The sequence below is a fragment of the Kineosporia sp. R_H_3 genome, from assembly GCF_002198675.1.
Lineage (GTDB): Bacteria > Actinomycetota > Actinomycetes > Actinomycetales > Kineosporiaceae > R-H-3.
On sequence record NZ_MWLL01000152.1, the window covers coordinates 78973 to 104287 of the forward strand.

At 73.6% G+C, this 25315-nt stretch carries 19 protein-coding genes; 8 read left to right on the forward strand and 11 right to left on the reverse strand.

The features are described from left to right. Window positions 1–21: 21 nt before the first annotated feature. Genes ECOMGDLI_RS15710 through ECOMGDLI_RS15720 form a run of 3 tightly spaced genes read right to left on the reverse strand, consistent with a single transcriptional unit; the run spans window position 22 to window position 4162 of the window. Window positions 22–2280, reverse strand: a complete 2259-nt coding sequence (locus tag ECOMGDLI_RS15710) for an excinuclease ABC subunit UvrA (protein WP_088317781.1) — start codon at window positions 2278–2280, stop codon at window positions 22–24. An 8-nt stretch (window positions 2281–2288) separates the two neighbouring features. Next, window positions 2289–3137: an ABC transporter permease gene (locus ECOMGDLI_RS15715; protein WP_088317747.1), complete on the reverse strand. Its 849-nt coding sequence runs from the start codon at window positions 3135–3137 to the stop codon at window positions 2289–2291. Continuing rightward, the gene (locus ECOMGDLI_RS15720) at window positions 3134–4162 is read right to left on the reverse strand and encodes an ATP-binding cassette domain-containing protein (RefSeq protein ID WP_088317783.1); all 1029 of its coding nucleotides are present in this window, start codon (window positions 4160–4162) and stop codon (window positions 3134–3136) included. Before ECOMGDLI_RS15720 ends, ECOMGDLI_RS15715 begins: the two co-directional genes overlap by 4 nt. A gap of 144 nt (window positions 4163–4306) precedes the next feature. Between ECOMGDLI_RS15720 and ECOMGDLI_RS15725 the strand changes: the two genes are divergently transcribed. The 4 genes from ECOMGDLI_RS15725 to ECOMGDLI_RS15745 all read left to right on the forward strand — a co-directional run bounded on the left by ECOMGDLI_RS15725 (window position 4307) and on the right by ECOMGDLI_RS15745 (window position 7603). Next, entirely contained in the window at window positions 4307–5116 is an 810-nt protein-coding gene (locus ECOMGDLI_RS15725) for a TetR/AcrR family transcriptional regulator C-terminal domain-containing protein (protein ID WP_088317785.1), read from the forward strand. 10 nt (window positions 5117–5126) lie between these two features. Continuing rightward, on the forward strand, window positions 5127–5819 hold the full coding sequence (locus ECOMGDLI_RS15730) for an SDR family oxidoreductase (RefSeq protein ID WP_088317748.1): 693 nt from the start codon (window positions 5127–5129) through the stop codon (window positions 5817–5819). Further along, complete coding sequence (locus ECOMGDLI_RS15735) at window positions 5816–6040, forward strand: hypothetical protein (protein WP_088317749.1); 225 nt, start codon at window positions 5816–5818, stop codon at window positions 6038–6040. Before ECOMGDLI_RS15730 ends, ECOMGDLI_RS15735 begins: the two co-directional genes overlap by 4 nt. A gap of 477 nt (window positions 6041–6517) precedes the next feature. Continuing rightward, a complete protein-coding gene (locus tag ECOMGDLI_RS15745; protein ID WP_088317751.1) occupies window positions 6518–7603 on the forward strand; it encodes a hypothetical protein in 1086 nt (361 codons plus the stop codon). Window positions 7604–7682: 79 nt separating this feature from the next. On the opposite strand, the gene ECOMGDLI_RS15750 is transcribed toward ECOMGDLI_RS15745, so the two are convergent. Next, the gene (locus tag ECOMGDLI_RS15750; protein ID WP_088286476.1) at window positions 7683–10223 is read right to left on the reverse strand and encodes an ATP-dependent Clp protease ATP-binding subunit; all 2541 of its coding nucleotides are present in this window, start codon (window positions 10221–10223) and stop codon (window positions 7683–7685) included. Between the two features lie 444 nt (window positions 10224–10667). On the opposite strand from ECOMGDLI_RS15750, the gene ECOMGDLI_RS15755 reads away from it, so the two are divergent. From ECOMGDLI_RS15755 to ECOMGDLI_RS15765, 3 genes are all read left to right on the forward strand, one after another. Continuing rightward, window positions 10668–12287 carry a PP2C family protein-serine/threonine phosphatase gene (locus tag ECOMGDLI_RS15755; protein ID WP_088317752.1) on the forward strand — a complete coding sequence of 540 codons (1620 nt, stop codon included), beginning with the start codon at window positions 10668–10670 and terminating at the stop codon, window positions 12285–12287. 90 nt (window positions 12288–12377) lie between these two features. Further along, window positions 12378–12989: a TetR/AcrR family transcriptional regulator gene (locus ECOMGDLI_RS15760; protein ID WP_088317753.1), complete on the forward strand. Its 612-nt coding sequence runs from the start codon at window positions 12378–12380 to the stop codon at window positions 12987–12989. A gap of 60 nt (window positions 12990–13049) precedes the next feature. Then, on the forward strand, window positions 13050–15239 hold a 2190-nt coding region (locus ECOMGDLI_RS15765; RefSeq protein WP_143447734.1), incomplete at its 3' end, for an MMPL family transporter. Between the two features lie 25 nt (window positions 15240–15264). Here the strand turns inward: ECOMGDLI_RS15765 and ECOMGDLI_RS15770 are convergent. The 7 genes from ECOMGDLI_RS15770 to ECOMGDLI_RS15800 all read right to left on the reverse strand — a co-directional run bounded on the left by ECOMGDLI_RS15770 (window position 15265) and on the right by ECOMGDLI_RS15800 (window position 24015). Continuing rightward, window positions 15265–17535: an alpha-L-rhamnosidase gene (locus tag ECOMGDLI_RS15770; RefSeq protein WP_088317756.1), complete on the reverse strand. Its 2271-nt coding sequence runs from the start codon at window positions 17533–17535 to the stop codon at window positions 15265–15267. Between the two features lie 80 nt (window positions 17536–17615). Next, window positions 17616–18785: an L-rhamnose isomerase gene (rhaI, locus tag ECOMGDLI_RS15775; protein WP_088317757.1), complete on the reverse strand. Its 1170-nt coding sequence runs from the start codon at window positions 18783–18785 to the stop codon at window positions 17616–17618. A 1-nt stretch (window position 18786) separates the two neighbouring features. Beyond that, entirely contained in the window at window positions 18787–19152 is a 366-nt protein-coding gene (locus ECOMGDLI_RS15780; protein WP_088317758.1) for an L-rhamnose mutarotase, read from the reverse strand. A gap of 74 nt (window positions 19153–19226) precedes the next feature. Then, complete coding sequence (locus ECOMGDLI_RS15785) at window positions 19227–20297, reverse strand: substrate-binding domain-containing protein (RefSeq protein ID WP_088317787.1); 1071 nt, start codon at window positions 20295–20297, stop codon at window positions 19227–19229. Between the two features lie 138 nt (window positions 20298–20435). Further along, complete coding sequence (locus ECOMGDLI_RS15790; protein WP_088317760.1) at window positions 20436–21416, reverse strand: ABC transporter permease; 981 nt, start codon at window positions 21414–21416, stop codon at window positions 20436–20438. Beyond that, window positions 21413–22495 (reverse strand): ABC transporter permease, encoded by a 1083-nt coding sequence (locus ECOMGDLI_RS15795; protein WP_198954893.1) that lies wholly within the window; start codon window positions 22493–22495, stop codon window positions 21413–21415. The genes ECOMGDLI_RS15790 and ECOMGDLI_RS15795 overlap by 4 nt, the downstream gene beginning before the upstream one ends. Next, window positions 22492–24015, reverse strand: coding sequence for a sugar ABC transporter ATP-binding protein (locus ECOMGDLI_RS15800; protein ID WP_198954894.1), 1524 nt, complete (start codon window positions 24013–24015; stop codon window positions 22492–22494). The genes ECOMGDLI_RS15795 and ECOMGDLI_RS15800 overlap by 4 nt, the downstream gene beginning before the upstream one ends. A gap of 265 nt (window positions 24016–24280) precedes the next feature. Between ECOMGDLI_RS15800 and ECOMGDLI_RS15805 the strand changes: the two genes are divergently transcribed. Beyond that, window positions 24281–25315 (forward strand): LacI family DNA-binding transcriptional regulator (locus tag ECOMGDLI_RS15805; protein ID WP_233153478.1); only part of this gene is annotated, 1035 nt, incomplete at its 3' end.

Below are 25315 nucleotides of genomic sequence, written 5' to 3' on the forward strand. Positions count from 1 at the left end.
GTCACGGGCAGGTGGCGAGGGTCACCGCCGGGCCAGGTGCAGCCCCGTCAGCGAGCGGTCGGCGGCCGCCGCGAGGTCCGCGGGCGGGCCCTCGAAGACGACGAGGCCGCCGTCGTGGCCCGCGCCCGGGCCGAGGTCGACGACCCAGTCGGCGCGCGCGACGACGTCGAGGTTGTGCTCGATGACGATGACCGACCGGCCCCGGTCGACCATCTGGTCGAGCAGCCCGACGAGGCCGTCGACGTCGGCCATGTGCAGCCCGGTGGTCGGCTCGTCGAGCACGACGACGCGCGTCGCGGTGCCCGCGAGGTGGATCGCCAGCTTGAGCCGCTGGCGCTCCCCGCCGGACAGCGACGTCAGGGGCTGGCCGAGGGTGACGTAGCCGAGCCCGACGTCGTCGAGCGAGTCGAGGACGACCCGGACGGCCTTCTCGACGAAGAAGTCCCGCGCCTCGGTGACCGACATGCCGAACACGTCGTCGATGGTGCGGCCCCGCAACCGGTAGCCGAGCACCTCGGCGGTGAAGCGTCGGCCCTCGCAGACCTCGCAGACGCTCGCCACCCCGGCGACGAACGCGAGGTCGGTGTAGATCATCCCGAGGCCCTTGCACTCCGGGCAGGCGCCCTCGGAGTTCGCGCTGAAGAGCGCCGGCCGTACGCCGTTGGCCTTCGCGAAGGCCTTCCGCACCGGCTCGAGCAGCCCGGTGTAGGTCGCCGGGTTGGAGCGCCGCGAGCCACGGATCGCCCCCTGGTCGACGATCTCGAGCCCGTCGACGCGGGGCAGGCAGCCGTGGATCAGCGAGCTCTTGCCGGAGCCCGCGACCCCGGTGACGGCGACGAGCACGCCGAGCGGGATGTCGACGGTGACGTCGCGGAGGTTGTGCAGCGTCGCGTGCTCGATGCGCAGCGCGCCGGTAGGGGTCCGGACGTCCGTCTTCACCGGCTGCCGCCGCTCGAGATGCTTGCCGGTGACCGTGCCCGACGTGTGCAGCCCGGCGACGTCGCCCTCGTAGACGACCTGGCCACCGGCCCGGCCGGCTCCCGGCCCGAGGTCGACGACGTGGTCGGCGACCGCGATGACCTCGGGCTTGTGCTCGACGACGAGCACGGTGTTTCCCTTGTCCCGCAGGCGTTGCAGCAGCTCGTTCATCCGCTGGACGTCGTGCGGGTGCAGGCCCGCGGTCGGCTCGTCGAAGACGTAGGTGATGTCCGTGAGCGCGGACCCGAGGTGTCGGACCATCTTGACCCGCTGCGCCTCGCCGCCGGACAGGGTGCCCGACTCGCGGTCGAGGCTGAGGTAGCCCAACCCGATCTCGACGAGCCCGGCGAGGGTGCCCCGCAGGTTGTCGACCATCGGCGCCACCGTCGGCTCGTCGAGCACCTCGAGCCACTGCGCGAGGTCGCTCACCTGCATCGCCGCGCACTCCGCGATGCTGCGGCCGTGGACGAGGCTCGCCCGGGCCCGTTCGTTGATCCGGGCACCGCCGCACGCGCTGCAGGTGGCGAACGTCGCGACCCGGTCCACGACCGCGCGGACGTGCGGCTGGAGGGAGTCGACGTCCTTGCTGAGCACCTGCCGGCGGAACCGGTCGAGAAGGCCCTCGTAGGTGAGGTTGACCCCCGCGATCGACACCTTCGTCGACGGACCCTCGAGGAAGCGGGTCCACTGCTCCGGGGTCCAGTCGCGCAGCGGCGCGTCGAGGTCGAAGAAGCCCGAGGCGGCGAAGATCCGCCACTGCCAGGAGTCGACGGCGTAGCCGGGCAGCAGGATCGCGCCCTCGTTGAGCGACCGGTCGCGGTCGACCATCGCGTCGACGTCGAGGGTGCTCACCCGGCCCGACCCCTCGCACTGCGGGCACATCCCGGCGGGGTCGTTGAAGGAGAACACGTTCGACGGCCCCGCATGCGGCGTCCCGATCCGGCTGAAGACGACCCGCAGCATCGAGTACGCGTCGGTCGCCGTCCCGAGCGTGGAGCGCGCGTTGGCCCCCATCCGCTCCTGGTCGATGACGATGGCGGCACTGAGGTTGCGCAGCGCGTCGACGTCGGGCCGGGCCAGGGTCGGCATGAAGTTCTGCAGGAACGCCGAGTACGTCTCGTTGATGAGCCGCTGGGACTCGGCGGCGACGGTACCGAAGACGAGCGACGACTTGCCCGAACCGGAGACGCCGGTGAAGACCGTCAGCCGGCGCTTGGGGATGTCGACGTCGACGCCGCGCAGGTTGTTCTCGCGGGCCCCGCGGACCTCGATGGCGCCGTAGAGGTTCTCGTGGGCCGTCACGTCGCCCGTCACCGGCTCAGCCCACGGAAGGCGCGGACGGCGAGGGGCAGGAAGACCGCGGTCACGACGAGCGGCCAGACGACGGAGAGCACGAGGGCATTCTCGCCCGGCCAGCTCGTCGCCGTGCCGACCGGGTTGCCGAAGAGCATGCGGGTCGCGGTGATGCTGCTCGACAACGGGTTCCACTCGACGACCGTGCCGAGCCAGCCCGGCATGAGCTCGGCGGCGACGAACGCGTTCGACAGCATCGTCACCGGGTAGAGCAGCCCGAAGACCGCGTTGGCCGCCTCCGCGCTCCTCGCCCTGAGCCCGAGCAGGATCCCCACCCACAGGAGCGCGAACCGCAGGAGGAGCAGCAGCCCGAGCGCGGCGAGCGCATCGACCGCCGAGCCGCGCCAGCGCCACCCGATCGCGAGCCCGCAGCCGACCATGAGCCCCAGGCTCGCCGTCGAGTAGAGCATCGCGGCCAGGCAGCGCCCGAGGACGACCGCGGACGGCGCGATGGGCATCGTGCGGAACCGGTCGGTGACCCCCTTGGCCGAGTCCGCCTGGACCGCCGCGAGCGTCTCCCCGATCCCGAAGGCCATCGTCTGGACGAAGATCCCCGGCATGAGGAAGTCGCGGTAGTCGCCGTCGCCGGGAACCCGGATGCCGCTGCCGAACACGTAGGCGAAGAGCAGGACGGTGACGATCGGGACGGCGAGCCCCCAGAGGATCATCTGCGGTTCGCGGACCCAGTGGCTGACGTCCCGGCGGGCGACGAGCAGCCCGTCGCGGACCGCCCGGCGCAGCCTGCCCGCCGGCAGCACCTGCGGCAGCGGGGCCGGGCCGGTCGCGACCGGCGTGGCGCCGCTCACGCCGCCACCTCGGCGCCGTCGGTGCCCTCGGTGCCGTCGGCGACCTCGGCAGCCCGGTCGGGCCGTGGCCCGGTGCGATGACCGGTGATCCGGAGGAAGACGTCGTCCAGCGTCGGCCGGCGCAGGCCGATGTCCGTCGGCTCGACACCGGCGGCCGTGAGCGTCGACAGCACCCGGCCCAGCGCGGCGACCGGGCGGGCGACGTCCCCGCCGACCCGCCCCGCGTCGGCGTCCACCTCCGGCGGCCCGTCGCAGACCTCGGCGAGGGCCGCCGTCGCCGCCGCGAGGTCGGCGGCGTCCCGGACGACGACCTCGAGCCGCTCGCCGCCGACGCGGGCCTTGAGCGCGGCCGGGGTGCCGGCGGCGATGACCCGGCCCTCGTCCATGACGACGACCTCGTCGGCGAGCCGGTCCGCCTCGTCGAGGTACTGGGTGGTGAGCAGCACCGTCGTCCCTCCGGCCACGAGCCCCCGGACGGCCGCCCAGACCTCGTTGCGGTTGCGGGGGTCGAGCCCTGTCGTCGGTTCGTCGAGGAAGAGCACCTGCGGGGCGAGCAGCAGCGTGACCGCGAGGTCGAGCCGGCGCCGCATCCCGCCGGAGTAGTGCTTGACCTGCTTGGCGCCCGCCCCGGCGAGCCCGAACCGGTCGAGCAGCGCGTCGGCGCGCTCGGCGGCCGCGGCCGGTCGGTAGCCGAGGAGCCGGGCGAACATCACGAGGTTCTGCCGGCCGCCGAGGATCTCGTCGACCGCCGGCTCCTGACCGCTGACCCCGATCCGTCGGCGCACCTCCTGCGATTCGCGCAGGACGTCGGCCCCGGCGACCCGCGCCGTGCCCGCGTCGGGGCGCAGCAGCGTCGTGAGGACCCGCACAGCCGTCGTCTTCCCGGCCCCGTTCGGGCCCAGCAGTGCGCACACCGTGCCCGCCCGCACGGCGAGGTCGACGCCGTCCAGCGCCGCCGCCCCGGCGTAGCGTTTCACCAGCCCGCTCGCCTCGATCGCCGTCCCGTCCACCCCTGAGCCCCGCATGAGCACCCCACTCTGTACGCTGTAAGGAGATCGGGTGACGAAATTAGCGTACGCCGTAAGGAGTTGCAAGATGCCCTGCTGCCCCGGGCCGTGGCGGACCCGCACGGTGCCGCCTGCGACCCCGGCGACGGCGCGGAGCGCCCGGTGACCGAGTACGCCGGCCGCGGAGACGTCGAGAAGACGATGGCGCTGCTGTGGGGCCGGGCGCGCAGCACGGGCCGCGGGCCGCGGCCGGGGCTGACGGTGGCGGACGTCGTCGCGGCGGCGGTCACGATCGCGGACGCCGAGGGGCTGGCGGCACTGTCGATGCGCAAGGTCGGGGAGCGACTGGGGCGCAGCGCGATGTCGCTCTACAGCTACGTGCCGGGCAAGGCCGAGCTCGTCGACCTCATGCTCGACACGGTGCTCGGCGAGCGGCCGACCCGGTACGACCTCGGCGCCGGGTGGCGGCCCGCGCTCGAGGCCGCGACCCGTGACGCCTGGGACTTCTACCGCCGGCACCCGTGGGCGCTGCAGGTCGCCGGCGGCCGCGCCGTCCTCGGGCCGAACGAGCTCGACCGGTACGAGGAGCTGCTCCGGGTGCTCACGGCGTCCGGCCTGTCCGCCCTCGACGCGGGCCGGGCCGCCTCCGCGGTGGACGCGTTCGTCCGCGGTGCGGCGCGGACCTACGCGGACAGCCGCGCCGCGGAGTCGACGACCGGGGTCTCCGACGACGAGTGGTGGAGCGAGCGGGCCCCGCTGCTCGACGAGATCATGGCCGAGCAGGGGCCGACCCGGTACCCGACGATCACGGCCCTGGCCGCGGAGGGCGTGTACGAGCAGCCCGACCGGGCCCCCGACGACACGACGCCGTACCTCGAGCGCGAGGCGCTCGACGCCTTCGAGTTCGGGCTCCAGCTGCTCCTCGACGGGCTCGAGGCGCACGCGACGCGCACGGCCGCGGAACGGCGGTAGCGTCGCCCCCGTGTCGAACCCTCTCGCTGTCATCGTCGGCGCCGGCCCGGGCATCGGGGCCGCGACGGCACGCCGCTTCGGCTCCCTCGGCTACGACGTCGCGCTCGTCGCACGCGACGAGGCCCGGCTCACCGAGCTCGGCACCTCGCTCCAGGCGGCGGGCGTCACGACCGGGTGGACGCCGTGCGACGTCACCGACGAGGCCCGCCTGACGCTCGCCATCGAGCGGTTCTGCGGGCATTCGGGCCGGGTCGACGTCCTCGTCGTGAACCCGTCGCGCTACCGGGCGCAGCGCAGCGACGAGACGAGCGCCGCCGACCTGCTCGCCGACCTCGCCGTCGGCACCGCCCCGCTGCTCACGGCCGCCCGGGCCGTGCTGCCGACGATGCGTGCCCAGCGCACCGGCACGATCCTCGCGACCGGCGGCGGCTCGGCCGACCGGCCCTTCCCGGGGGCGGCCACCCTCGGGGTGCAGAAGGCCGCGCTACGCAACCTCTCCCTCGCCCTCGCCGAGGACCTCGCCCCCGACGGCATCCACGTCGCGACCGTGACGATCCGCGGGACGGTCGCCGAGGGCACCCCCTTCGCCCCGGACGTCGTGGCGCAGGTCTACGCCGACCTCGCCGAGCAGACCGCCTCGGACCCGGCCGGCTGGTACCGCGTCGTCGACCTCACGGCCGACGGCGTCGTCCCGGTCGGGTGACGGCGGACGACGGCCCCACAGCCCCACCGCGCACCGACTTCGGCGCGCACCGCGACGCCTGGCGGGACGCCCGCAAGCACGACCCGGCGTTCCACGCCGACCTGGAGCGCCTCGAGCTCGCCCTCTGCGATCGCGAGCCGTACGTCCGCACGGCACGCATGTGGCAGGTCGTCGCCCGCAGGTCCGATCCTGCGATCGATCACTCGTTCTCGATCTCTTGACAGACGAAATTGAGTTCCTGAAACTAGACGCATAGATGGAGGGGAGTATCCCGAGACCGGGTCGTCGTCATCACGATTCCGCAGCACCCCGGCGAGGCCGGGACGGCGCGGCGTCCGGCGGCCCGGGGCCGCGCCCGAGGCGGCCGGGAGAGACCTCCGGTTCCGAGCCCCTCCCGCGGGCCGACCGGTCCGCGGGAGGCAGGCTCCTGTCGCCGGAGGCTGTCATGCGTACCCCCGACGCGCCACCGACCGCCCGCCGCACCGCGCCCCGGCGCACCCCGGCGGTCCGTGGCAGGCAGCCGTACCGCGCGACCGGCCGGTCCGGCCGGCTCCCCGCAGCAGCCCTCATCGGCACGTCTCTGCCGCTCCCCGTGCGGCAGGCCGCGACGCTCCCTCGCGTCGTGCCGTCGGGTCGCGGGGCGCCGGCCGGCCCGGCCACCGCCCGATCGTCCCCCGCCACCTCGAAGGAGCCCCGCCGTGCCTGAGCTGACCCTGGTCCCGCCCGCTGCCGGAGCCGCCTGGTCGCCGTCCCCGCTGACCACCGGCCTCGTCACGCTCGTCCAGGCCGTCCGGGGCTACCCGTGCGTCTCGCTCATGATGACGACGCAGCCGGCGCCACGGATGACCCCCGGCGACGCGGCCCGCCTGGAGCGGCTGCGACTGCACGCCCTCGGCCGGCTGCGGACCGAGGGGCTCGAGAGCCGGACGGTCGTCGACGCCCTGGACCGGCTCGTGCAGGAGGCGGTCACCGCGCCCACCGAGCGGGGGCTCGCCCTGTACGCGAGCGAGGCCCTCGCCCGCAGCGTCCGGTTGCCCGTCGAGGTCGAGGACCGCACCGTCGTCGACCCGTCGTTCGCGACCCGGGACCTCGTCAGGGCGCTCCACCGCACCCCGCGCCACGTCGTCCTCAGCCTGAGCGCGCACCGGGCCGCCCTCTTCGACGGCCAGGCCGGCCGGCTGGCCCCGGTCCCCGGCCGGCACTTCCCGCTCGACCTGCGGACGCTGGAGACCCCCGACCTCGCGACGTCGATGCGCATCGTCGACCGAGCCCTGGGCACCCACCTGCGGCTGCACCCGGCCCCGCTCGTCGTCGCCGGGCCCGAACGGACCGTCGCCGCGTTCACCGCCGTGTCCCGGCACACCGGGCGGCTCGCCGGCGTCGTCCACGGAGCGGTCGAGCACTCGACCCTGGAGGACCTCGCCGCGCGTACCCGGCCCGTCCTCGAGCGCTACCTGCTCTCCCGCCAGGACGACGCCCTCGCCCTGCTCGAGCGGCGGGCCGGTGCGCACCGGGTCGCCGCCGGGATCGCCTCGGCCTGGCTCGCCGCCCGCACCGAGCGCCCGGAGATGCTCGCCGTCGAGGAGGGCTACCGCTTCCCGGCCCGGCTCTCCGTGGACGGTGACCTCGTCACCCCGGCCGAGGACACCGAGGCGCCCGACGTCATCGACGACCTCGTCGACGAGCTCATCGAGACCGTCCTCGACCGCGGCGGCTGGGTCGCCCTCGTCCGGGACGGCGCCCTCGGCGGCCACGAGCGGGTGGCGCTGACGGTCCGCCGCTGACCGCCCCCGGTCCGCAGCGGCAAAGGCGACGGGCCCCGATCCGCAGGGATCGGGGCCCGTCGTCGTGCGTCGTGCTGTGTCAGCCGGCCTCGGCCGCGCCGAGCGGGCCGTCCTCGGCGGCGGGCGCCGAGGAGGTCGTCTCGACCGGCGGGACGTCGGGCACCGTCGTCCGCATCGCACCCTTGAAGGTGAACACGGCCTTGTCGCCCTCCCCCTCGGTGTCGACGAGGACGATCTGACCCGGCTTCAGCTCGCCGTAGAGGATCTTCTCGGAGAGCAGGTCCTCGATGTCGTGCTGGATCGTCCGCCGCAGCGGGCGCGCCCCGAGGACCGGGTCGTAGCCCTTCGTCGCCAGGAGCACCTTCGCGGACGGCGTGAGCTCGATGCCCATGTCCTTGTCGCGCAGGCGCTCGTCGAGCTTGGCGAGCATCAGGTCGACGATCTGGATGATCTCGTCCTGCGACAGCTGCGGGAAGACGATCGTGTCGTCGACACGGTTGAGGAACTCGGGGCGGAAGTGCGTCTTGAGCTCGTCCGTCACCTTCGCCTTCATCCGCTCGTACCCGGTCTTCGTGTCCGCACTGGCCTGGAAGCCCATCTGGACACCCTTGGCGATGTCCCGGGTCCCGAGGTTCGTGGTCATGATGATGACCGTGTTCTTGAAGTCGATCGACCGGCCCTGGCTGTCGGTCAGGCGGCCGTCCTCGAGGATCTGGAGCAGCGAGTTGAAGATGTCCGGGTGGGCCTTCTCGACCTCGTCGAAGAGGACCACCGAGAACGGACGACGCCGCACCTTCTCCGTGAGCTGGCCGCCCTCCTCGTACCCGACGTAGCCGGGGGGCGAGCCGAACAGCCGCGAGACCGTGTGCTTCTCGGAGAACTCGCTCATGTCGAGCTGGATGAGCGAGTCCTCGTCACCGAAGAGGAACTCCGCGAGCGCCTTGGCGAGCTCGGTCTTACCGACACCCGTGGGGCCGGCGAAGATGAACGAGCCACCGGGACGCTTCGGGTCCTTGAGGCCGGCCCGGGTGCGCCGGATCGCCTGCGACAGGGCCTTGATCGCGTCGTTCTGGCCGATGATGCGCTTGTGGAGCTCGTCCTCCATGCGCAGGAGCCGGGCCGACTCCTCCTCGGTGAGCTTGAAGACCGGGATGCCCGTCGCCGTGGCGAGGACCTCGGCGATGAGCTCCTCGTCGACCTCGGCGACGACGTCCATGTCGCCGGCCTTCCACTGCTTCTCACGCTCGGCCTTCGCCGCGAGGAGCTTCTTCTCGGTGTCGCGCAGGGCGGCAGCCTTCTCGAAGTCCTGCGCGTCGATCGCGCTCTCCTTGTCGCGCCGGGTCTGCGCGATCTTCTCGTCGAACTCGCGCAGGTCCGGCGGGGCCGTCATCCGGCGGATGCGCAGCCGCGCGCCCGCCTCGTCGATGAGGTCGATCGCCTTGTCCGGCAGGAACCGGTCGTTGACGTACCGGTCGGCAAGGGTCGCCGCGGCGACGAGGGCGCTGTCGGTGATGGAGACCCGGTGGTGCGCCTCGTACCGGTCGCGCAGGCCCTTGAGGATCTCGATCGTGTGCGACAGCGACGGCTCCTGGACCTGGATCGGCTGGAAGCGCCGCTCCAGGGCAGGGTCCTTCTCGACGTGCTTGCGGTACTCGTCGAGGGTCGTCGCGCCGATCGTCTGGAGCTCGCCGCGCGCCAGCATCGGCTTGAGGATGCTCGCGGCGTCGATCGCGCCCTCGGCGGCACCCGCCCCGACGAGGGTGTGGATCTCGTCGATGAACAGGATGATGTCGCCGCGGGTGCGGATCTCCTTGAGGACCTTCTTCAGGCGCTCCTCGAAGTCACCGCGGTAGCGCGAACCGGCGACGAGCGCGCCGAGGTCGAGCGTGTAGAGCTGCTTGTCCTTGAGGGTCTCGGGGACCTCGCCGCGGACGATCGCCTGCGCGAGGCCCTCGACCACGGCGGTCTTGCCGACGCCGGGCTCACCGATGAGGACGGGGTTGTTCTTGGTGCGGCGGGACAGCACCTGCATGACCCGCTCGATCTCCTTCTCACGCCCGATGACCGGGTCGAGCTTGCCCTCGCGGGCCTGCTGCGTGAGGTTGCGACCGAACTGGTCGAGCACGAGGGAGCCGGACGGCGTGCCCTCCTGGGCGCCGCTCGCGGCGGCGGGCTCCTTGCCCTGGTACCCGGACAGCAGCTGGATGACCTGCTGCCGGACGCGGTTGAGGTCGGCCCCGAGCTTGACGAGCACCTGGGCGGCGACGCCCTCGCCCTCGCGGATGAGGCCGAGGAGGATGTGCTCGGTGCCGATGTAGTTGTGCCCCAGCTGGAGCGCCTCGCGCAGCGAGAGCTCGAGCACCTTCTTCGCGCGCGGCGTGAAGGGGATGTGGCCGGACGGCGCCTGCTGGCCCTGCCCGATGATCTCCTGGACCTGCTCGCGCACGGCGTCGAGCGAGATGCCGAGGGACTCCAGAGCCTTGGCGGCGACGCCTTCGCCCTCGTGGATCAGGCCGAGCAGGATGTGCTCTGTCCCGATGTAGTTGTGGTTGAGCATCCTGGCCTCCTCCTGGGCCAGGACGACGACACGGCGGGCGCGGTCGGTGAACCTCTCGAACATCAGCGCTCCTCGCGTGCGTGCGGTCCGGCGCCGGACGGTCGTCCAGCGCTGACCTGTCGATGCTATCTGCGGGTACCGGCAACCTCACCCCCTGTCTTCGAGGCAAGTCGTCACCGCTCCCAGTGCTTCGACCAACTCTGACGAGGACTTTCGTGTTCCGCCCGGGGCGTTGGCCGGTTCTCTGTTCGCTTGCAGCGGAAGCCGGCGGCGGGCCTGTCGGGACCCGCGCGAGGCTCCCGCACCCTCCCGCGTGGCGCACGTCACAACGCCCCCGGACGCAGCGGCCGACGCGATCCGTCGCATTCTGCGCATTAGGTGGGTAATGCCGCGACGACACGTCACCTCACGTGCGACTCACGAATTCTGTTTCCGAGACCCGGGTCACGCCCGGTACGGCACCGTCCTCGCTGCGCCGACGCCCGATGGTGTCGTTATCTTCGGCGCATGCTTCCGGCGTGGTTCACGGCGGTCACCGCCGGGACGCCGTGCGGCGACCTGGCCCGCGGCGTCGACTGGGCCGCGACGTCGCTCGGCCCGCCGGACGCGTGGCCGCAGCCGCTGCGGGCCGCCGTCGAACTGTGCTTCAGCACCCGCTTCCCGGTGCTCGTCACGTGGGGCCCGGACCTCGTCATGATCTACAACGACGGCTACCGCGAGATGCTCGGCACGCAGAAGCACCCCGCAGCCATGGGCGCCCCCTGCGCCGAGGTCTGGGCCGAGGTCTGGCCGGACGTCGAGGGGCTGTTCCAGGAGGTCCTCACGACGGCCCGCCCGACGTGGACCACCGACATGCGCCTGGTCGTCAACCGCTCGGGGTTCACCGAGGAGGCCTACTTCACCTACTCGTACTCGCCGCTGCGCGACGAGGACGGCACGGTGCGGGGCGTCCTCGACATCGCGACGGAGACCACCGAGTCGGTCGTCGAGGGCCGTCGGCTGCGGCTGCTCACCGAGCTCTCCCGCCGGCTGCACGGCGCGCGAGACGTCGAGGACGTCGGCCGGGTCGCCGCCGGCCTGCTGCGGCTCGCCCCGGACGACGTCGCCGCCGCCGACGTCCACCTCGTCGACGGCGACGACCTCCTGCTCCTCGCCACGACCCGGGCCCGCGAGGGGGTCGACGCCGTCGACGGCGCCCTGCTCCGCGACGCGGCCCGCGGGAGCGCCCCCGTCGTCGTCGGCCACACGCTCGTCTGCCCGCTGCGCAAGAGCGGCGAGTCGGCCGCGGTCGGCGTCGCCGTCCTCGAGGCGGGCCCGATGCGCCCGCTCGACGAGGGCTTCCAGGCGTTCCTCGAGCTGCTCGCGAACAACCTCGGGGCGGCGCTCGGCGCCGCCGTCCGCCGGGACCGCGAGGTGGGCGCGCTGCGGCACGTCGCGGAGACCCTCCAGCTGTCGATGCTGCCGGGCGTCACCGGCATGTCCGACGTCGTCGCCCGGTACCGGCCCAAGATCGGCGGGCTCGCCGTCGGCGGGGACTGGTACGACGCCGTCCGGCTCGGCGGCGGCCGGACGGCGGTCGTCGTCGGCGACTGCGTCGGGCACGGCCTCGGCGCGGCCGCCGTCATGGGCCAGCTCCGCTCGGCGCTGCGCGCCTTCGTCCTCGACGGGCGGACCCCCTCGGACGCGATCACCTCGCTCGACGCGTTCGCCGACGAGCTGACGGGCGCCGAGTGCACGACGGTCTTCTGCGGCGTCGTCGACCGCTCCGCGGGCACCCTGACGTACAGCTCGGCCGGGCACGTCCCGGGCCTGCTCCTGCACCCGGACGGCGGCACCGGCTGGCTCGAGGGCTCCGGCGACGTCCCGCTCACCGTCCCGGGCGCGGGCGCCCGCTCGGACGTCACCGTGCCGTTCGGCGACGCGGACACCCTCGTGCTCTTCACGGACGGGCTCGTCGAGCACCCGCCGGCCTCGATCGGCACCGGCCTCGACGACCTGGCGGCCGCCGTCCGGACGATCGGCCCGGACGCACCGCTCGACGACCTCGCCGACGGGCTCCTCGCCCGGCTCCTGCCGGCCGGCGGCCGGGACGACGTCGCGCTCGTCGTCCACCGCCCCGTCGGCTGAGCACCGGCCCGGGGACCGCCAGGAGAGCCGTCCGGGCGATTCCGATCCGGAAAATTTGCCGGAACTGCAAGATCCGCCGATAGTGGTCCGGTGATCCGCGACGAGGGGCTGCGCGAGCGCAAGAAGCGCGAGGCGCGGGCCGCGATGAGCCAGGCCGCGCTGCGCTCCGCGCTCGCCGAGGGCCTGCGGGCGGTGTCGGCCGAGTCGGTCGCCGAGCGCGTCGGGGTCTCGCCGCGGACGTTCCGCAACTACTTCTCGAGCGTCGAGGAGGCGGTCGTCGACGGGCTCGCCCAGCGCGGCCTCGAGCTGGCCGACGCACTGGCCGGCCGCCCGACCCACGAGCCCGTGTGGGAGAGCCTCCTCGTCCTGCTGCCGGAGCACGCGACCGCTCTCGTCGGCTCCCGCGCCGACGCCGCCGGCCTGTTCGCGATGTTCGACGAGAGCCCGGCCCTCGTCGCCCACCAGCTCGCCGCCTTCGTCCACGTCGAGGCCCGGATCGCCCAGGTGCTCGCCGACCGGCTGGGCGTCGACCCGCTCGCCGACCCCACCCCCGACGTGCTCGCGGGGGCCGTCATGGTCGCCGTCCGGGTCGCCGTCGGGCTGTGGGTGCGCGGCCAGGGCGAGAACCTGCCCGACCTCGTCCGCGACTGCCTCACCCGGGTCCGGGCCGGTCTGCCCGCGCCCCTGCCCGTCCCGCACTGACCCGCCCACGCCGACCCGTCGCCCGTCCACCCCGCAGCACCGACGACACGGAGCACTCAGATGGCCCTGTTCCTCTACCGCCTCGGCCGCGGCGCCTTCCGGCACCGCCGTGCGGTCGCCCTGCTCTGGCTCGCGGTGCTCGCCGCCGTCGCGACGTCCGCGCTGACGCTCGGCGGGACGTCGTCCGACGCCTTCCGGATCCCCGGCACGCCGGCCCAGCAGGCGATCGACGTGCTCGGCGAGCGCTTCCCCGAGGCCAACGCCTCCGGGGCGACCGCGCGGGTCGTCCTCGTCGCCCCGGAGGGCTCGAGGATCACCGACCTGGGGTACGCGGCCCAGGTCGCGAAGACCGTCGCGAACCTGCGGAAGGCACCGAAGGTCGCCTCGGTGACCGACCCGTTCGCGACCCGCTCGGTCAACCCGGCGCAGACGATGGCGTTCGCGCAGGTCTCCTACGCGGTCCAGTCGGCCGACCTCTCCGACGCCGACCGGGACGCCCTCGTCGCCGCCGCGACCCGGGCGAGCGCCGCGAACCTGCGGGTCGAGGTCGGCGGCGACGCGTTCCAGCCCAGGCCGGAGACCGGGATCGGCGAGGTCATCGGCGTCTCGGTCGCCGCGATCGTCCTGGTCGTCACGTTCGGCTCCCTCGTCGCCGCCGGCATGCCGCTGCTCACCGCCCTGCTCGGCATCGGCATCGTCTTCGCCGGCATCACCACGGCGACCGGCTTCGCCGACCTGTCCTCGAACACCCCGACCCTGGCCCTCATGATCGGTCTCGCCGTCGGCATCGACTACGCCCTCTTCATCGTCTCCCGCTACCGGCACGAGATCGCCCTCGGGCGCGACCTCGACGAGGCGGCCGGCCGCGCCGTCGGGACCGCCGGGTCGGCGGTCGTCTTCGCCGGCGCCACGGTCGTCATCGCGCTCGGGGCGCTCTTCGTCGTCGGCGTCCCCTTCCTCACGCAGATGGGTGTCGCGGCCGCCGCGACGGTCACGCTGGCCGTCCTCATCGCGCTCACCCTGCTGCCCGCGCTGCTCGGCTTCGCAGGCGCCCGGATCGCCGGCGGCCGGATCCCCGGGCTGCGCCCGCGGGACCCGGAGGACGACGCGGAGGAGTCGGCGAAGCCGGCCTTCGGCTTCCGCTGGGCCCGCACGGTCGCCCGGCACCCGCTGCCCGTCCTCGTCGCCGCGCTCGTCGCGCTCGGGGTCGTCGCCATCCCCGCGCAGGACCTGCGGCTCGGGATGCCCGACGACTCCACCGCGGCCCCGGACACGACGCAGCGCAAGGCGTACGACCTCATCGCGTCCGGGTTCGGGCCCGGGCTCAACGGCCCGCTCGTCGTCGTCGTCGAGGCGACGGCCGGCTCCGGGGTCGAACCGCTCGCCGGCCAGGTGGTGCAGCGGATCCAGGCGCTGCCCGACGTCCTCGCCGTCGCCGGGGTGACCCCGAACGCCGCCGGGGACACCGCGATCGTCACGGTGGTCCCGCGCAGCGCCCCGAGCGCGACGGCCACGCAGACGCTCGTGCGCGACATCCGGGCGCTGGACGGCGACGTGCCCGGTGCGGGCGTCGGCGTCACGGGCATCACGGCGATCAACATCGACATCTCGGAGAAGCTCCAGGACGCGCTGCTGCCCTACATCGGCGTCGTCGTCGGCCTGGCCCTGCTGCTGCTCATGCTCGTGTTCCGCTCCGTGCTCGTGCCGGTCAAGGCCGCCGTCGGCTTCCTCGCGAGCATCGCGGCGACCTTCGGCGCCGTCGTCGCGGTCTTCCAGTGGGGCTGGCTCGGCGCGGTCTTCGGCGTCGAGCAGACCGGGCCGCTCATCAGCTTCCTGCCGATCTTCCTCGTCGGGATCGTCTTCGGCCTCGCGATGGACTACGAGGTCTTCCTCGTGAGCCGGATGCGGGAGGACTTCGTCCACGGGGCGTCCGCGCGGGACGCCGTCGTCAGCGGCTTCGGTCACGGCGCCCGGGTGGTCACCGCCGCCGCGATCATCATGATCAGCGTCTTCTTCGGCTTCGTGACGTCGCCGCAGTCGTTCATCAAGTCGATCGGCTTCGCCCTCGGGGTCGCCATCGCGTTCGACGCCTTCGTCGTCCGGATGACGGTCGTGCCGGCGGTCATGACGCTGCTCGGCCGCTCGGCCTGGTGGCTGCCGCGCTGGCTCGACCGCCTGCTGCCCGACCTCGACATCGAGGGCGAGAAGCTGCGGCACGTGCTCGACGGCGGGCCCGCCGCCCCGGCGGCCNCGCGGGCCGGCGGCGGCGTCCGGGTCAGCCCCTGACCACCTCGACACCTCCGGGGGCCTCGACCTCGACGACGGGTGCGCCGTCGGGGCCGAGGGTCCAGGAGACGGCGACGGTGCCGTGCGGGGTCCGCAGCGACGCCTTCGCCCAGGTGATGCCGCCACCCGGGCGGGGGGCGACGAGGACCTTCGAGCAGCCGGGTGCGAGCGGGGTGATCCCGCCGATGGTGCGGTGCATCCAGTCCGCGACCGCGCCGAGGGCGTAGTGGTTGAAGCTCGTCATCTCGCCGGGGTTCACCGAGCCGTCGGGGAGCAGGGAGTCCCAGCGCTCCCAGATCGTCGTGGCGCCCATGGTCACCGGGTAGAGCCAGGACGGGCAGCCTCGCTCGGTGAGCATGGCGTAGGCGACGTCGAGGTGCCCGGTCGCGGTGAGCGCGTCGAGGACGAACGGGGTGCCGGCGAACCCGGTGGAGACCCGGTGGTCGGCCTCGACGACGAGATCGGCCAGGCGCTTGCCGGCTGCGTCACGGTGGGCGTGGTCGAGCAGGTCGAAGGCGATCGCCAGCGCGTAGACGGTCTGGCAGTCGGAGCGGATCGTGCCGTCGTCGCCGACGTAGTGCTCGGCGAACGCGGCCCGGGTCCGGTCCCGCAGGGCGCGGGTCCGCGCGGCGCCCTCGTCGTGGCCGAGCAGGGCGGCGACGTCGGCGACGACGGTGTACGTCCGGACGGCGCACGCGGTCGCGACGACGCCCTGGTCGGCCTTGGCCTCGAACGGGGCCTCCGGCGGCGCCGTCGGGTCGAGCCAGTCGCCGAACTGGAACCCGGTGTCCCACAACCCGTTCGGGGAGAGCAGGGTCGTGACCCGGCGGGCGTGGGCGAGCATCGCGGGGTACTGGCGGCGCAGCGCCTCGAGGTCGCCGTACGCCCGCCAGAGCGCCCACGGCACCCAGGCGACGGCGTCGGACCAGAACGCCGTCGTCTCGGCGCGTGGGAAGAACTCGGGGAGCGTGTCGTACTTGAGGTTGTCGGGGACGACGTGCGGCACCATGCCGCCGGCGGACCGCTGCTCGGCGTCGACGTCGCAGAGCCAGTCGCCGAGGAATGCGGAGACGTCGTAGAGGTAGGCCGCGGTGGGCGCGAAGGCGGCGATGTCACCGGTCCAGCCGAGCCGCTCGTCGCGCTGCGGGCAGTCTGTGGGCAGGTCGAGGAAGTTGCCCTTCTGGGACCAGACGACGTTCTCGTGCAGGCGGTTGAGCAACGGGTCCGAGCATTCGAAGGTGCCGGTCCGCTCCAGGTCGGAGTGCACGACGACGGCCTCGAGCACGTCGGCGGCGTTCCCCGCGGTGAGCTCACCGGGGTAGCCGTCGAGGTCGGCGTACCGGAAGCCGTGGAAGGTGAACGTCGGCTCGAACACGTCCTCGGCGTCGGTCCGGCCGGAGAGGACGAACCGGTCGGTGGCCTCGGCGGTGCGCAGCGGGCGGGTGCTCAGCTCGCCGTCCGGTTCGAGCACCTCGGCGTGCCGGACCGTCACCACGGTGCCCGCGGCGCCGGCGCCCGCCGGGACACGCAGCCGGACCCAGCCGACGAGGTTCTGCCCGAAGTCGACGACGGTGCGCCCCGACGGGGCGGTGGTGACCGCCACCGGGGCCAGGACGCCCTGCCGGTGCACGGGCGGCCCGAGGTAGGGCACGAGGGTGGCCGGGTCGCGCCCGACGACGTGGACGCCGGCCCAGCCGGCCGCGTCCGAGACGTCGGCACCGGGGCGCAGCCAGCCGTCGTCGGCGAGCCGGGCGTCGACGGTCTGGCCCGCGTAGAGGTCGTTGGCGGTGACCGCGGACGGGCCGGAGCGCCAGGCGGTGCCGGTGCCGGCCACCTGGACGTGCCCGTCGGCGAACGTCACCTCGAGCTCGGCGAGCCCGGCGAGCTCGCTGCCGTACACGCACCGGTTGCCGAGGAACCCCAGCCGGCCGCGCCACCACCCGTTGCCGAGCGCGAGCCCGAGCACGACCTGGCCGAGGCCGTCCCGCTGGGCCGTGGCGACCTGCCGGCTCACGTCGTACTCCCGATAGCGCAGCCGCCACTCGTACGAGGACCATCCCGGGGTCAGCACGTCGTCGTCCGCGCGTTCGCCGGCGACGTACGCCTCGAGCACGCCGTGCGCGGTCGCGAGCAGCCGTGCGGAGACGACGTCGCCGTGACCGGCGTCCAGCACGACCTCCCCGCGCAGCAGCGGTGCACCCGCGAAGTCCTCGTCGGGGGCGACCATCGAAGCGGTCCAGGTACGGGTGGCGTGGGTCATGAGGTCCTTCCGGGGTGTCGGATCCGGCTCGGCGGTGCCGTATGCGGTGCGTGCGGGTCGATCGGACGGGCCGGTGGTCATCAGGCGCCCCAGCCGGCCTGGGTGCCGCCGACGCGTTCGTCGGCGATCCGGGCCAGGTAGCCGTCGGCGAGGAACGCCTTCATCGGGTCGCCGGGCAGACCCCGGGACTCCCGCCACGCAGCGAGAGCGGGCCGGACGTCGCTGTAGAACGCGTCCATGAAGACCTCGTTCGCGGCGAGGACGTCGTTCGCGTCCTGCGCCGCCTCGAGTGCGCTCCGGTCGAGCAGCAGTGCCCGCGCCGTCATCTCCTGCACGTTGAGGACCGACCGGATCTGGCCCGGGATCTTCGCCTCGACGTTGTGGCACTGGTCGAGCATGAGCGCGACCCCGGACGCGGGGTCGAGCCCGCCGCCGCGGACCACCTCGACCATGATCCGGTACAGCTGGTACGGGTCCGCGGCCCCCACGATGAGGTCGTCGTCGGCGTAGAACCGCGAGTTGAAGTCGAACGAGCCCAGCTTCCCCAGCCGCAGCAACGTCGCGACGATCTGCTCGATGTTCGTGCCCGGCGCGTGGTGACCCGTGTCCAGGCACACCACCGCGCGCTCACCCAGCGCGGCGACGTGCGCGTACGCCGTCCCCCAGTCCGGCACGTCGGTCGAGTAGAACGCCGGCTCGAAGAACTTGTACTCCAGCACGAGACGCTGCTGCGGACCGAGCGCCGCGTAGATCTCCGCCAGCGAGGTCGCGAGGTTGTCCTGCCGGCGCCGAAGGTCGTTCTGCCCCGGGTAGTTCGCGCCGTCCGCGAGCCAGATCTTCAGGTCCCGCGACCCCGTCGCGTGCATGATCCGGATGCACTCCAGGTGGTGGTCCACGGCCTTGCGCCGGGCGCCGGGGTCCGACGAGGTCAGCGACCCGAACTTGTAGGCCTCGTCCTGGAACGTGTTCGAGTTCACCGTCCCCAACCGGACGCCGAGGTCCTCGGCGAAGGCCCGCAGCGCGGCGTAGTCGTCGACCTCGTCCCACGGGATGTGCAGGGCGACCGACGGGGCCGCCCCGGTGTACGCGTGCACCTGCGCCGCGTCCGCGATCTTCTCGTGCACGCTCCGCGGCGTCCCCGCCGACGGCCACACCCGGAAGCGCGTCCCGGAGTTCCCGAACGCCCAGGACGGCAGCTCGATCGCCACCGTGGAGAGGGTGTCCAGGACGGCGGCGGGCAGATCGGCCATGTCAGTGCTCCGAAGGGGTCGTGGGGGCGGGGAGCCGGGACAGCTGGTCGTCGAGGTTGAAGACCTCCCGCAGCAGCAGGAAGCCCTCGTCCGGACCGCGGCCGTCGAGCCCGACGAAGAACCCGGCCATCTCGGCCTGCCAGCGGGCGTTGACGTCGGTCGCGGCCATCGCGGCCTGCGCCGCCGCGAGGTCGGGGCTCTCCACGTAGCCGACGAGCAGACCGTCGTCGCGCAGGAAGAGCGAGTAGTTGTGCCAGCCGGTCGCGGCGAGGGCCCGCAGCATGTCGGGCCAGACCCGCTCGTGCGCGGCGGCGTACTCCTCGAGCCGCTCCGGGCGGACCTGGAGCAGGAAGCAGTACCGGTTCACGGACGGGCCCTTTCGGCGGGCCGGTCGCCGGTGCCGCCCCGTGGGCGGCACCGGCGCCGGGTCTTTCCCAACGGTCAGAAGGTGAACTGGTCGACGTTCTCGGCCGTGAACTCCTGCGGCGGGCCGACGATCGCGACGCCGTCGCCGTCGACCGTGTAGTCCTTGTCACCGGCCTTGAAGCCGGCCTTCGGGTCGCCGCCGCTCGCCTTGACGCCCGCCGCGTAGACGCCGAGGTAGCCGAGCATGCCCGGGTCCCACAGACCGAACGACTTCACGGTGCCGTCCTTGACGTACGCCTTCATCTCGCTCGGCAGGCCGAGACCGGTCACCTGGACGGTGCCCTTGTACTTCGAGCCGCTGATGTACTTCGCGGCGGCGGCGACACCGACCGTCGTCGGGCTGATGATGCCCTTGAGGTTCGGGTGCGACTGCATGAGGGCCGCCGCCTTCTCGGCGGACTTGGCGGCGTCGTCGTCCCCGTAGACGGTGTCGACGAGCTTGAGCTCGGGGTGGTTCGCCGCGAGCTCGGCCTCCATGATCTTGATCCAGGCGTTCTGGTTCTCAGCGGTGGCCGCCGCCGAGAGGATCGCGATCTCGCCGCCGCCCGACCCGATCGCCTTGGAGATCCAGTCGACCTGGGACTTGCCGATGAGGTCCGGCGTCGTCGGCTTGACCATGACGCTGCGGGCCGAGGTGTCGGCGACGTCCGCGTCGTACGTGACGACGGCGACCCCGGCGTCCTGCGCCTTCTTGAGCGCCGGCACGACGGAGTTGGCGTCGGCCGCGGAGATGACGAGCGCGTCGTACTTCTTCTGGATGACGGTGTTGATGAACTGCAGCTGCGCGGCCCCGGTCGCCTGCGTCGGGCCGATCTGCTCGCACTCGGCCTTGATCTCGGCGCAGGCCTTCTGCGCGCCGGCGTAGGCGGCGTCGAAGTAGGGGATGTTGATGGCCTTGGGGAGGATCGCGATCTTCAGGCCCTCCTTGACGGCACCCGCCGTGGCGGCGGGGGTGGAGGCGGACTCGCTGGGCGCCGCGGCGCTGGAGGACGAGCCCGCGCCGGCGCTCGAACCGCCGCCGCAGGCCGCCAGCGAGGCGGCCGCGACAGCGAGGAACGCCACGAGACGGAGACGGGTGGGACGCATCTGCACTCCTTGGGAGACGGTGACTGCGCTGTGCTGGTCGTGCGGTTCGGGTCTGACGGTGCGGGGTCTGACGGTGCGGGTCTGACGGTGCGGGTCGTACGGCGGTGCGGGGTGGTGCGCTTCCCCGGCGGGGAAGGGTCAGGGGGCGGCGGCGGCCAGGGCCCGGCCGCGTCGTTCGCGGAACGCGCTCCAGCGCTGGGCGACGACCGGGATGACGACGGAGGCGAGCAGGAGGCCGCCGGTGATGATCGTCAGCGCGTTCCCGGGGACGCCCTGCAGCTGCAGCAGCGATCGGACGCTGCCCAGGAAGAGCACGGCGCTGACGACGCCCCACATCGTCCCGACGCCGCCGAAGATCGAGACGCCGCCGAAGAGCACCGACGCGATGACCGCGAGCTCGAAGCCGAGGGCGCCGTCCGGGCGGGCGCTGGCGAACCGCAGGTCGTAGACGACGCCTGCGAGGCCGGCCACCGCACCGGTGACGACGAAGAGCCGGAACTTGAGGCGGGCCACCGGGATGCCGGCGAACCGGGCCGCCTCGACGCTCTGGCCGACGGCGAAGACCCAGCGCCCGGTCCGGGTCAGGTGCAGGACGACGCCGAACACGATCGCGAGGACGACGAGCAGCGGTGTCACGTACGGCAGCGGGGTGCCGGGGATCGAGGAGAACCCGAGGTTCGTCCAGCCCGCCGGGAAGTCCGCGACGGTCGTGTCGCCGAGCAGGGCGTAGCACAGGCCCCGGTACAGGCCCAGGGTGCCGATCGTCACCGCGAGCGAGCCGAGCCCGAGCCGCGTCACGAGGAAGCCGTTCACCGCGCCGCAGACGACCCCGGTGCCGACGGCCGCGAGGACCGCGACCGCCATCGACCCGGACGCCTGCCAGGCCCAGCCGAGGACGCAGCCGGCCAGCGCCGCCGTCGACGCGACCGACAGGTCGATCTCGCCGGTCATGATGAGGAAGGTCATCGGCAGCGCGATGAGCATGATCTCGCCGATGTCCTGCAGGACGAACCCCAGGTTCGAGCCGCCGGCGAAGTCCGGGTCGACGACCGCACCGACCGCGACGGTGACGACGAGCAGGACGAAGACCGAGCGGTCCCAGCTGAGCACGCGGCTCATCGCACGACCTCCGTCGTCGTCGCACCCTCGTGGCCGGGGCTCTCCGCGCCCGCCGCCGGTGGCGCCGGTTCGGCGTCCGCCTGCTCGCGCCGGTGCCGGGCGGCCTCGACGCGCGCCGCACGTTCGCGACGCAGGAGCACGACCCGGTCGGCGGTGATCGCCACGAGCAGGAGCAGGCCGTTGATCGCCTGCTGCCAGAACTCGGGCACCGAGAGCGCGCTGAGCGAGACGCCCATCGTCTTGAGGAGCATCGCCCCGAGGAGCGCGCCGAGCACGGTCCCGGAGCCGCCGAAGATGTTCACGCCGCCGACGACGCAGGCCGCGACGACGGGCAGCTCGTACCCGATGCCGGCGTTGGAGTCGACGCCGCCGAACCGGGCGAGGAAGAGCACCCCGGCACCGCCGGCGCAGGCCCCGCTCACCATGTAGGCGAGCAGCGTCCGCCGGGCGACGGGGATGCCGACGAGCTCGGCCGCGGGCGGGTTGCTGCCGACCGCGTAGAGGTCGCGCCCCGACCGGCGGGTCCGCAGGAAGACGCCGCCGAGGGCCGCGGCGAGCAGGCAGACCCACATGAGCCACGGGACGCCGAGGAACCCGGTGACCCCGAAGCCGACGACCGAGGAGGGCAGCTGGTCGGCGTTGATCCGGGTGCCGCCGGTGAGCAGCGCCTGGACGCCCTGGAAGACGTAGAGCGTGCCCAGGGTGACGACGAGCGCGGGCAGCCGCAGGAACGCCACGAGGGCACCGTTGACCAGCCCCGCGAGGACGCCGACGACGACGCCGACGAGCAGCGCGAGGACCAGCGGCCCGCCGGTGTCACCGCGGACCGCGGAGCCGGCCATGAAGGCGGACAGCCCGAGCACCGACCCGACCGACAGGTCGACGTGCCGCATGACGAGCACGAACGTCTGGCCGACGGCCATGAGCCCGGTGATGGCGATGGCGACGAGCAGGTCGAAGCGGCCCTGGTCGGAGAGGAACCGCGGGTTGACGGCCGTCGTCACCGCGAGGACGACGAGCAGCGCACCGGCGACCGGGGCCTCCCGGCCGGCGAGCACCCGCCGCAGCCCGCCGTTCACGCGGCGCTCCCCTCGCCGGCGACCGACGCCTGGCCGGTCGCGGCGAGCATGACCCGCTCCTGGGTCGCCTCGTCGCGGTCGAGGGTGGCCATGAGCCGGCCCTCCCGCATGACGAGGACCCGGTCGGCCATGCCGAGCACCTCCGGCAGCTCGCTGGACACCATGAGGACGGCCAGGCCCCGGCCGGCCTGCTCGGACAGCAGCCGGTGCACCTCGGCCTTGGTGCCGACGTCGATCCCGCGGGTCGGCTCGTCGACGACGAGCAGCCGCGGGTCGGTGGCGAGCCACTTGGCGAGCACGACCTTCTGCTGGTTGCCGCCCGACAGCCGCTCGACGGGCTGGTCGAGGCCGCCGTGGCGCAGCTGGAGGCGCTGCGCCCAGTGCGCCGCGAGCTCGCGCTCGGCCCGCTCCCGGACCACCCCGCGGCGGGCCAGCCGGGAGAGCACGACGACGGCCGTGTTCCGGGCGATCGAGGCCGGCATGAACAGGCCCTGCTGGCGGCGGTCCTCGGGGACGAGCGCGACGCCGCGGGCCAGGGCGGCCCGCGGGTCGGCGGGCGGCAGCGGGGCGCCGAGCACCTCGACCGAGCCGCTGTCGTAGCGGTCGATGCCGAAGACGGCCCGGACGACCTCGCTGCGGCCGGAGCCGACCAGGCCGGCGAACGCGACGATCTCGCCGGCGCGGACGTCGAAGCTCACGTCGTCGAAGACGCCGTCCGTCGTCAGGCCGCGCACCCGCAGGACGACGTCGCCGGTGGTCGTTTCGGTCTTGGGGAACAGGTCGGTGAGCTCGCGTCCGACCATCCAGCGGACGACCTCGCCGGCGTCGGTGCCCTCGACGGTGCTCGTCCGCACGGTCGCGCCGTCCCGCATGACCGTGAGCCGGTCGCACAGCGCGAAGACCTCGTCGAGCCGGTGGCTCACGAAGACGACGGCGGCGCCGCCGTCCCGCAGCCGCCGGGCGACGTCGAGGAGCCGCTCGGACTCCGACGCCGAGAGCGCTGCGGTCGGCTCGTCCATGACGATGACCCGGGCGTCGGTGGACAGCGCCTTGGCGATCTCGACGATCTGCTGGTCGGCGATCGACAGCCCGCGGGCGGGGCGGTCCGGGTCGAGGTCGACGCCGAGCTGGCCGAACAGCGCTGCGGCCTCCTGCCGCATCCGGGCCCAGTCGACCGCGCCGCGGCCGGTGACGGGCTGGCGGCCGATGAAGACGTTCTCCGCGAGCGAGAGGTCGGGGAACAGGCTCGGTTCCTGGTAGATCACCGCGACGCCCTGCTCGCGGGAGCGCCGGGTGCTGCCCTGCTCGAAGGGGCCGCCGCCGATGGTCACCTCGCCGGCGTCGGTGCGGTGGACGCCGGCCAGCACCTTGAGCAGCGTCGACTTGCCCGCGCCGTTCTCGCCGAGCAGGGCGTGCACCTCGCCGGCGAACAGCTCGAGCGAGGCGTCGCGGAGGGCCTGGACACCCCCGAACGCCTTCGCCGCGCCACGCACGCGGACGAGCGGCTCTGCGTCGACCACCTGTGACCCACCTCTCATGAAACCTTTCAGAGCGGTGACTCTAAGAGGCCCGTTTCCCGGGCGTCAAGGCCGCGTTACCGTCTCGTGACCGAGGTCGGCCGCCCGACAGCGGCCGCTCCATCCGAGAGCGTTTCCAGTCCAGGCGGCGCTCGTCGCGCGTCCGGGAACGGCAGCAGGCCCGCGAGGTGCATACTGCGCACAGACGGCGGCCCGCGCCCCCGCCGTCCGTCTGGGACGTTTCAGACGCATCGATTCGGAGGTTGCCGTGTCTCCGCCCGGGATCAAGGACGTCGCCGCCCGCGCAGGCGTCTCGGTCGGCACGGTCTCCAACGTCCTCAACCGCCCGGACCACGTGGGCGCCGCCACCCGCGCCCGCGTCGAGGAGGCGATCGCCGAGCTCGGGTTCATCCGCAACGAGTCGGCGCGCCAGCTGCGCGCGGGGCGCAGCCGGACGATCGCCTACGTCCTGCTCGACGCCGGCAACCCGTTCTTCTCCGACGTCGCCAAGGGCGTCGAGGAGGCGGCCCGCGCGGCAGGTCTCGCGCTGTTCCTCTGCAACAGCGACCAGGACGCACGCCGGGAGGACGACTACCTCGACCTGCTCCTCGAGCAGCGCGTGCGCGGCGTCCTCGTGACCCCCGTCGACCCGGACGGCGACCGGCTGGCCGCGCTGCCCGGCCGCGGCGTCCCCGTCGTCCTCCTCGACCGCGCGCAGCACGGCGGCTTCGAGGGCTGCAGCGTGTCCGTCGACGACGTCGAGGGCGGCGAGCTCGCGGTCGCCCACCTGCTCGAGCTCGGCCACCGCCGGATCGCCTTCGTCGGCGGCCCGATGGGCATCGTCCAGGTGCGCGAACGGCTCCAGGGCGCCCGGGCCGCGCTCGCCGCCGCGGGCCTGCCCGCGGACGCGCTCACCGAGATCGTCACCGAGGGCCTCACGGTCGGCGAGGGCCGCGGTGCGGGCGAGCGGATCACCGGCATGCCGGCCCGCCGCCGTCCGACGGCGGTCTTCTGCGCGAACGACCTGCTCGCCCTCGGCCTGCTCCAGCAGCTGACCCAGTTCGGGATGGCGGTCCCGGACGACGTCGCGATCGTCGGCTACGACGACATCGAGTTCGCGGCCGCGGCCGCCGTCCCGCTCACCTCGGTGCGCCAGCCCCGGCACCAGCTCGGCCGGACCGCCGCCGAGCTGCTCCTCGAGGAGGACGCCGCGGCCAACGGCGGCCCGCCCCACACCCACCGCCAGGTGCAGTTCAGCCCCGACCTCGTCGTCCGCGAGGCGCTCAAGGTGCTCGAGGCGCTC

Excerpts from the sequence above, each read along its gene's own strand:
- ECOMGDLI_RS15750 (WP_088286476.1), bottom strand. The coding sequence starts at position 10,223 with ATGTTCGAGAGGTTCACCGACCGCGCCCGCCGTGTCGTCGTCCTGGCC.
- ECOMGDLI_RS15720 (WP_088317783.1), bottom strand. The coding sequence starts at position 4,162 with ATGCGGGGCTCAGGGGTGGACGGGACGGCGATCGAGGCGAGCGGGCTG.
- rhaI (WP_088317757.1), bottom strand. The coding sequence starts at position 18,785 with ATGGCCGATCTGCCCGCCGCCGTCCTGGACACCCTCTCCACGGTGGCG.
- ECOMGDLI_RS15755 (WP_088317752.1), top strand. The coding sequence starts at position 10,668 with ATGCTTCCGGCGTGGTTCACGGCGGTCACCGCCGGGACGCCGTGCGGC.
- ECOMGDLI_RS15785 (WP_088317787.1), bottom strand. The coding sequence starts at position 20,297 with ATGCGTCCCACCCGTCTCCGTCTCGTGGCGTTCCTCGCTGTCGCGGCC.
- ECOMGDLI_RS15790 (WP_088317760.1), bottom strand. The coding sequence starts at position 21,416 with ATGAGCCGCGTGCTCAGCTGGGACCGCTCGGTCTTCGTCCTGCTCGTC.
- ECOMGDLI_RS15770 (WP_088317756.1), bottom strand. The coding sequence starts at position 17,535 with ATGACCCACGCCACCCGTACCTGGACCGCTTCGATGGTCGCCCCCGAC.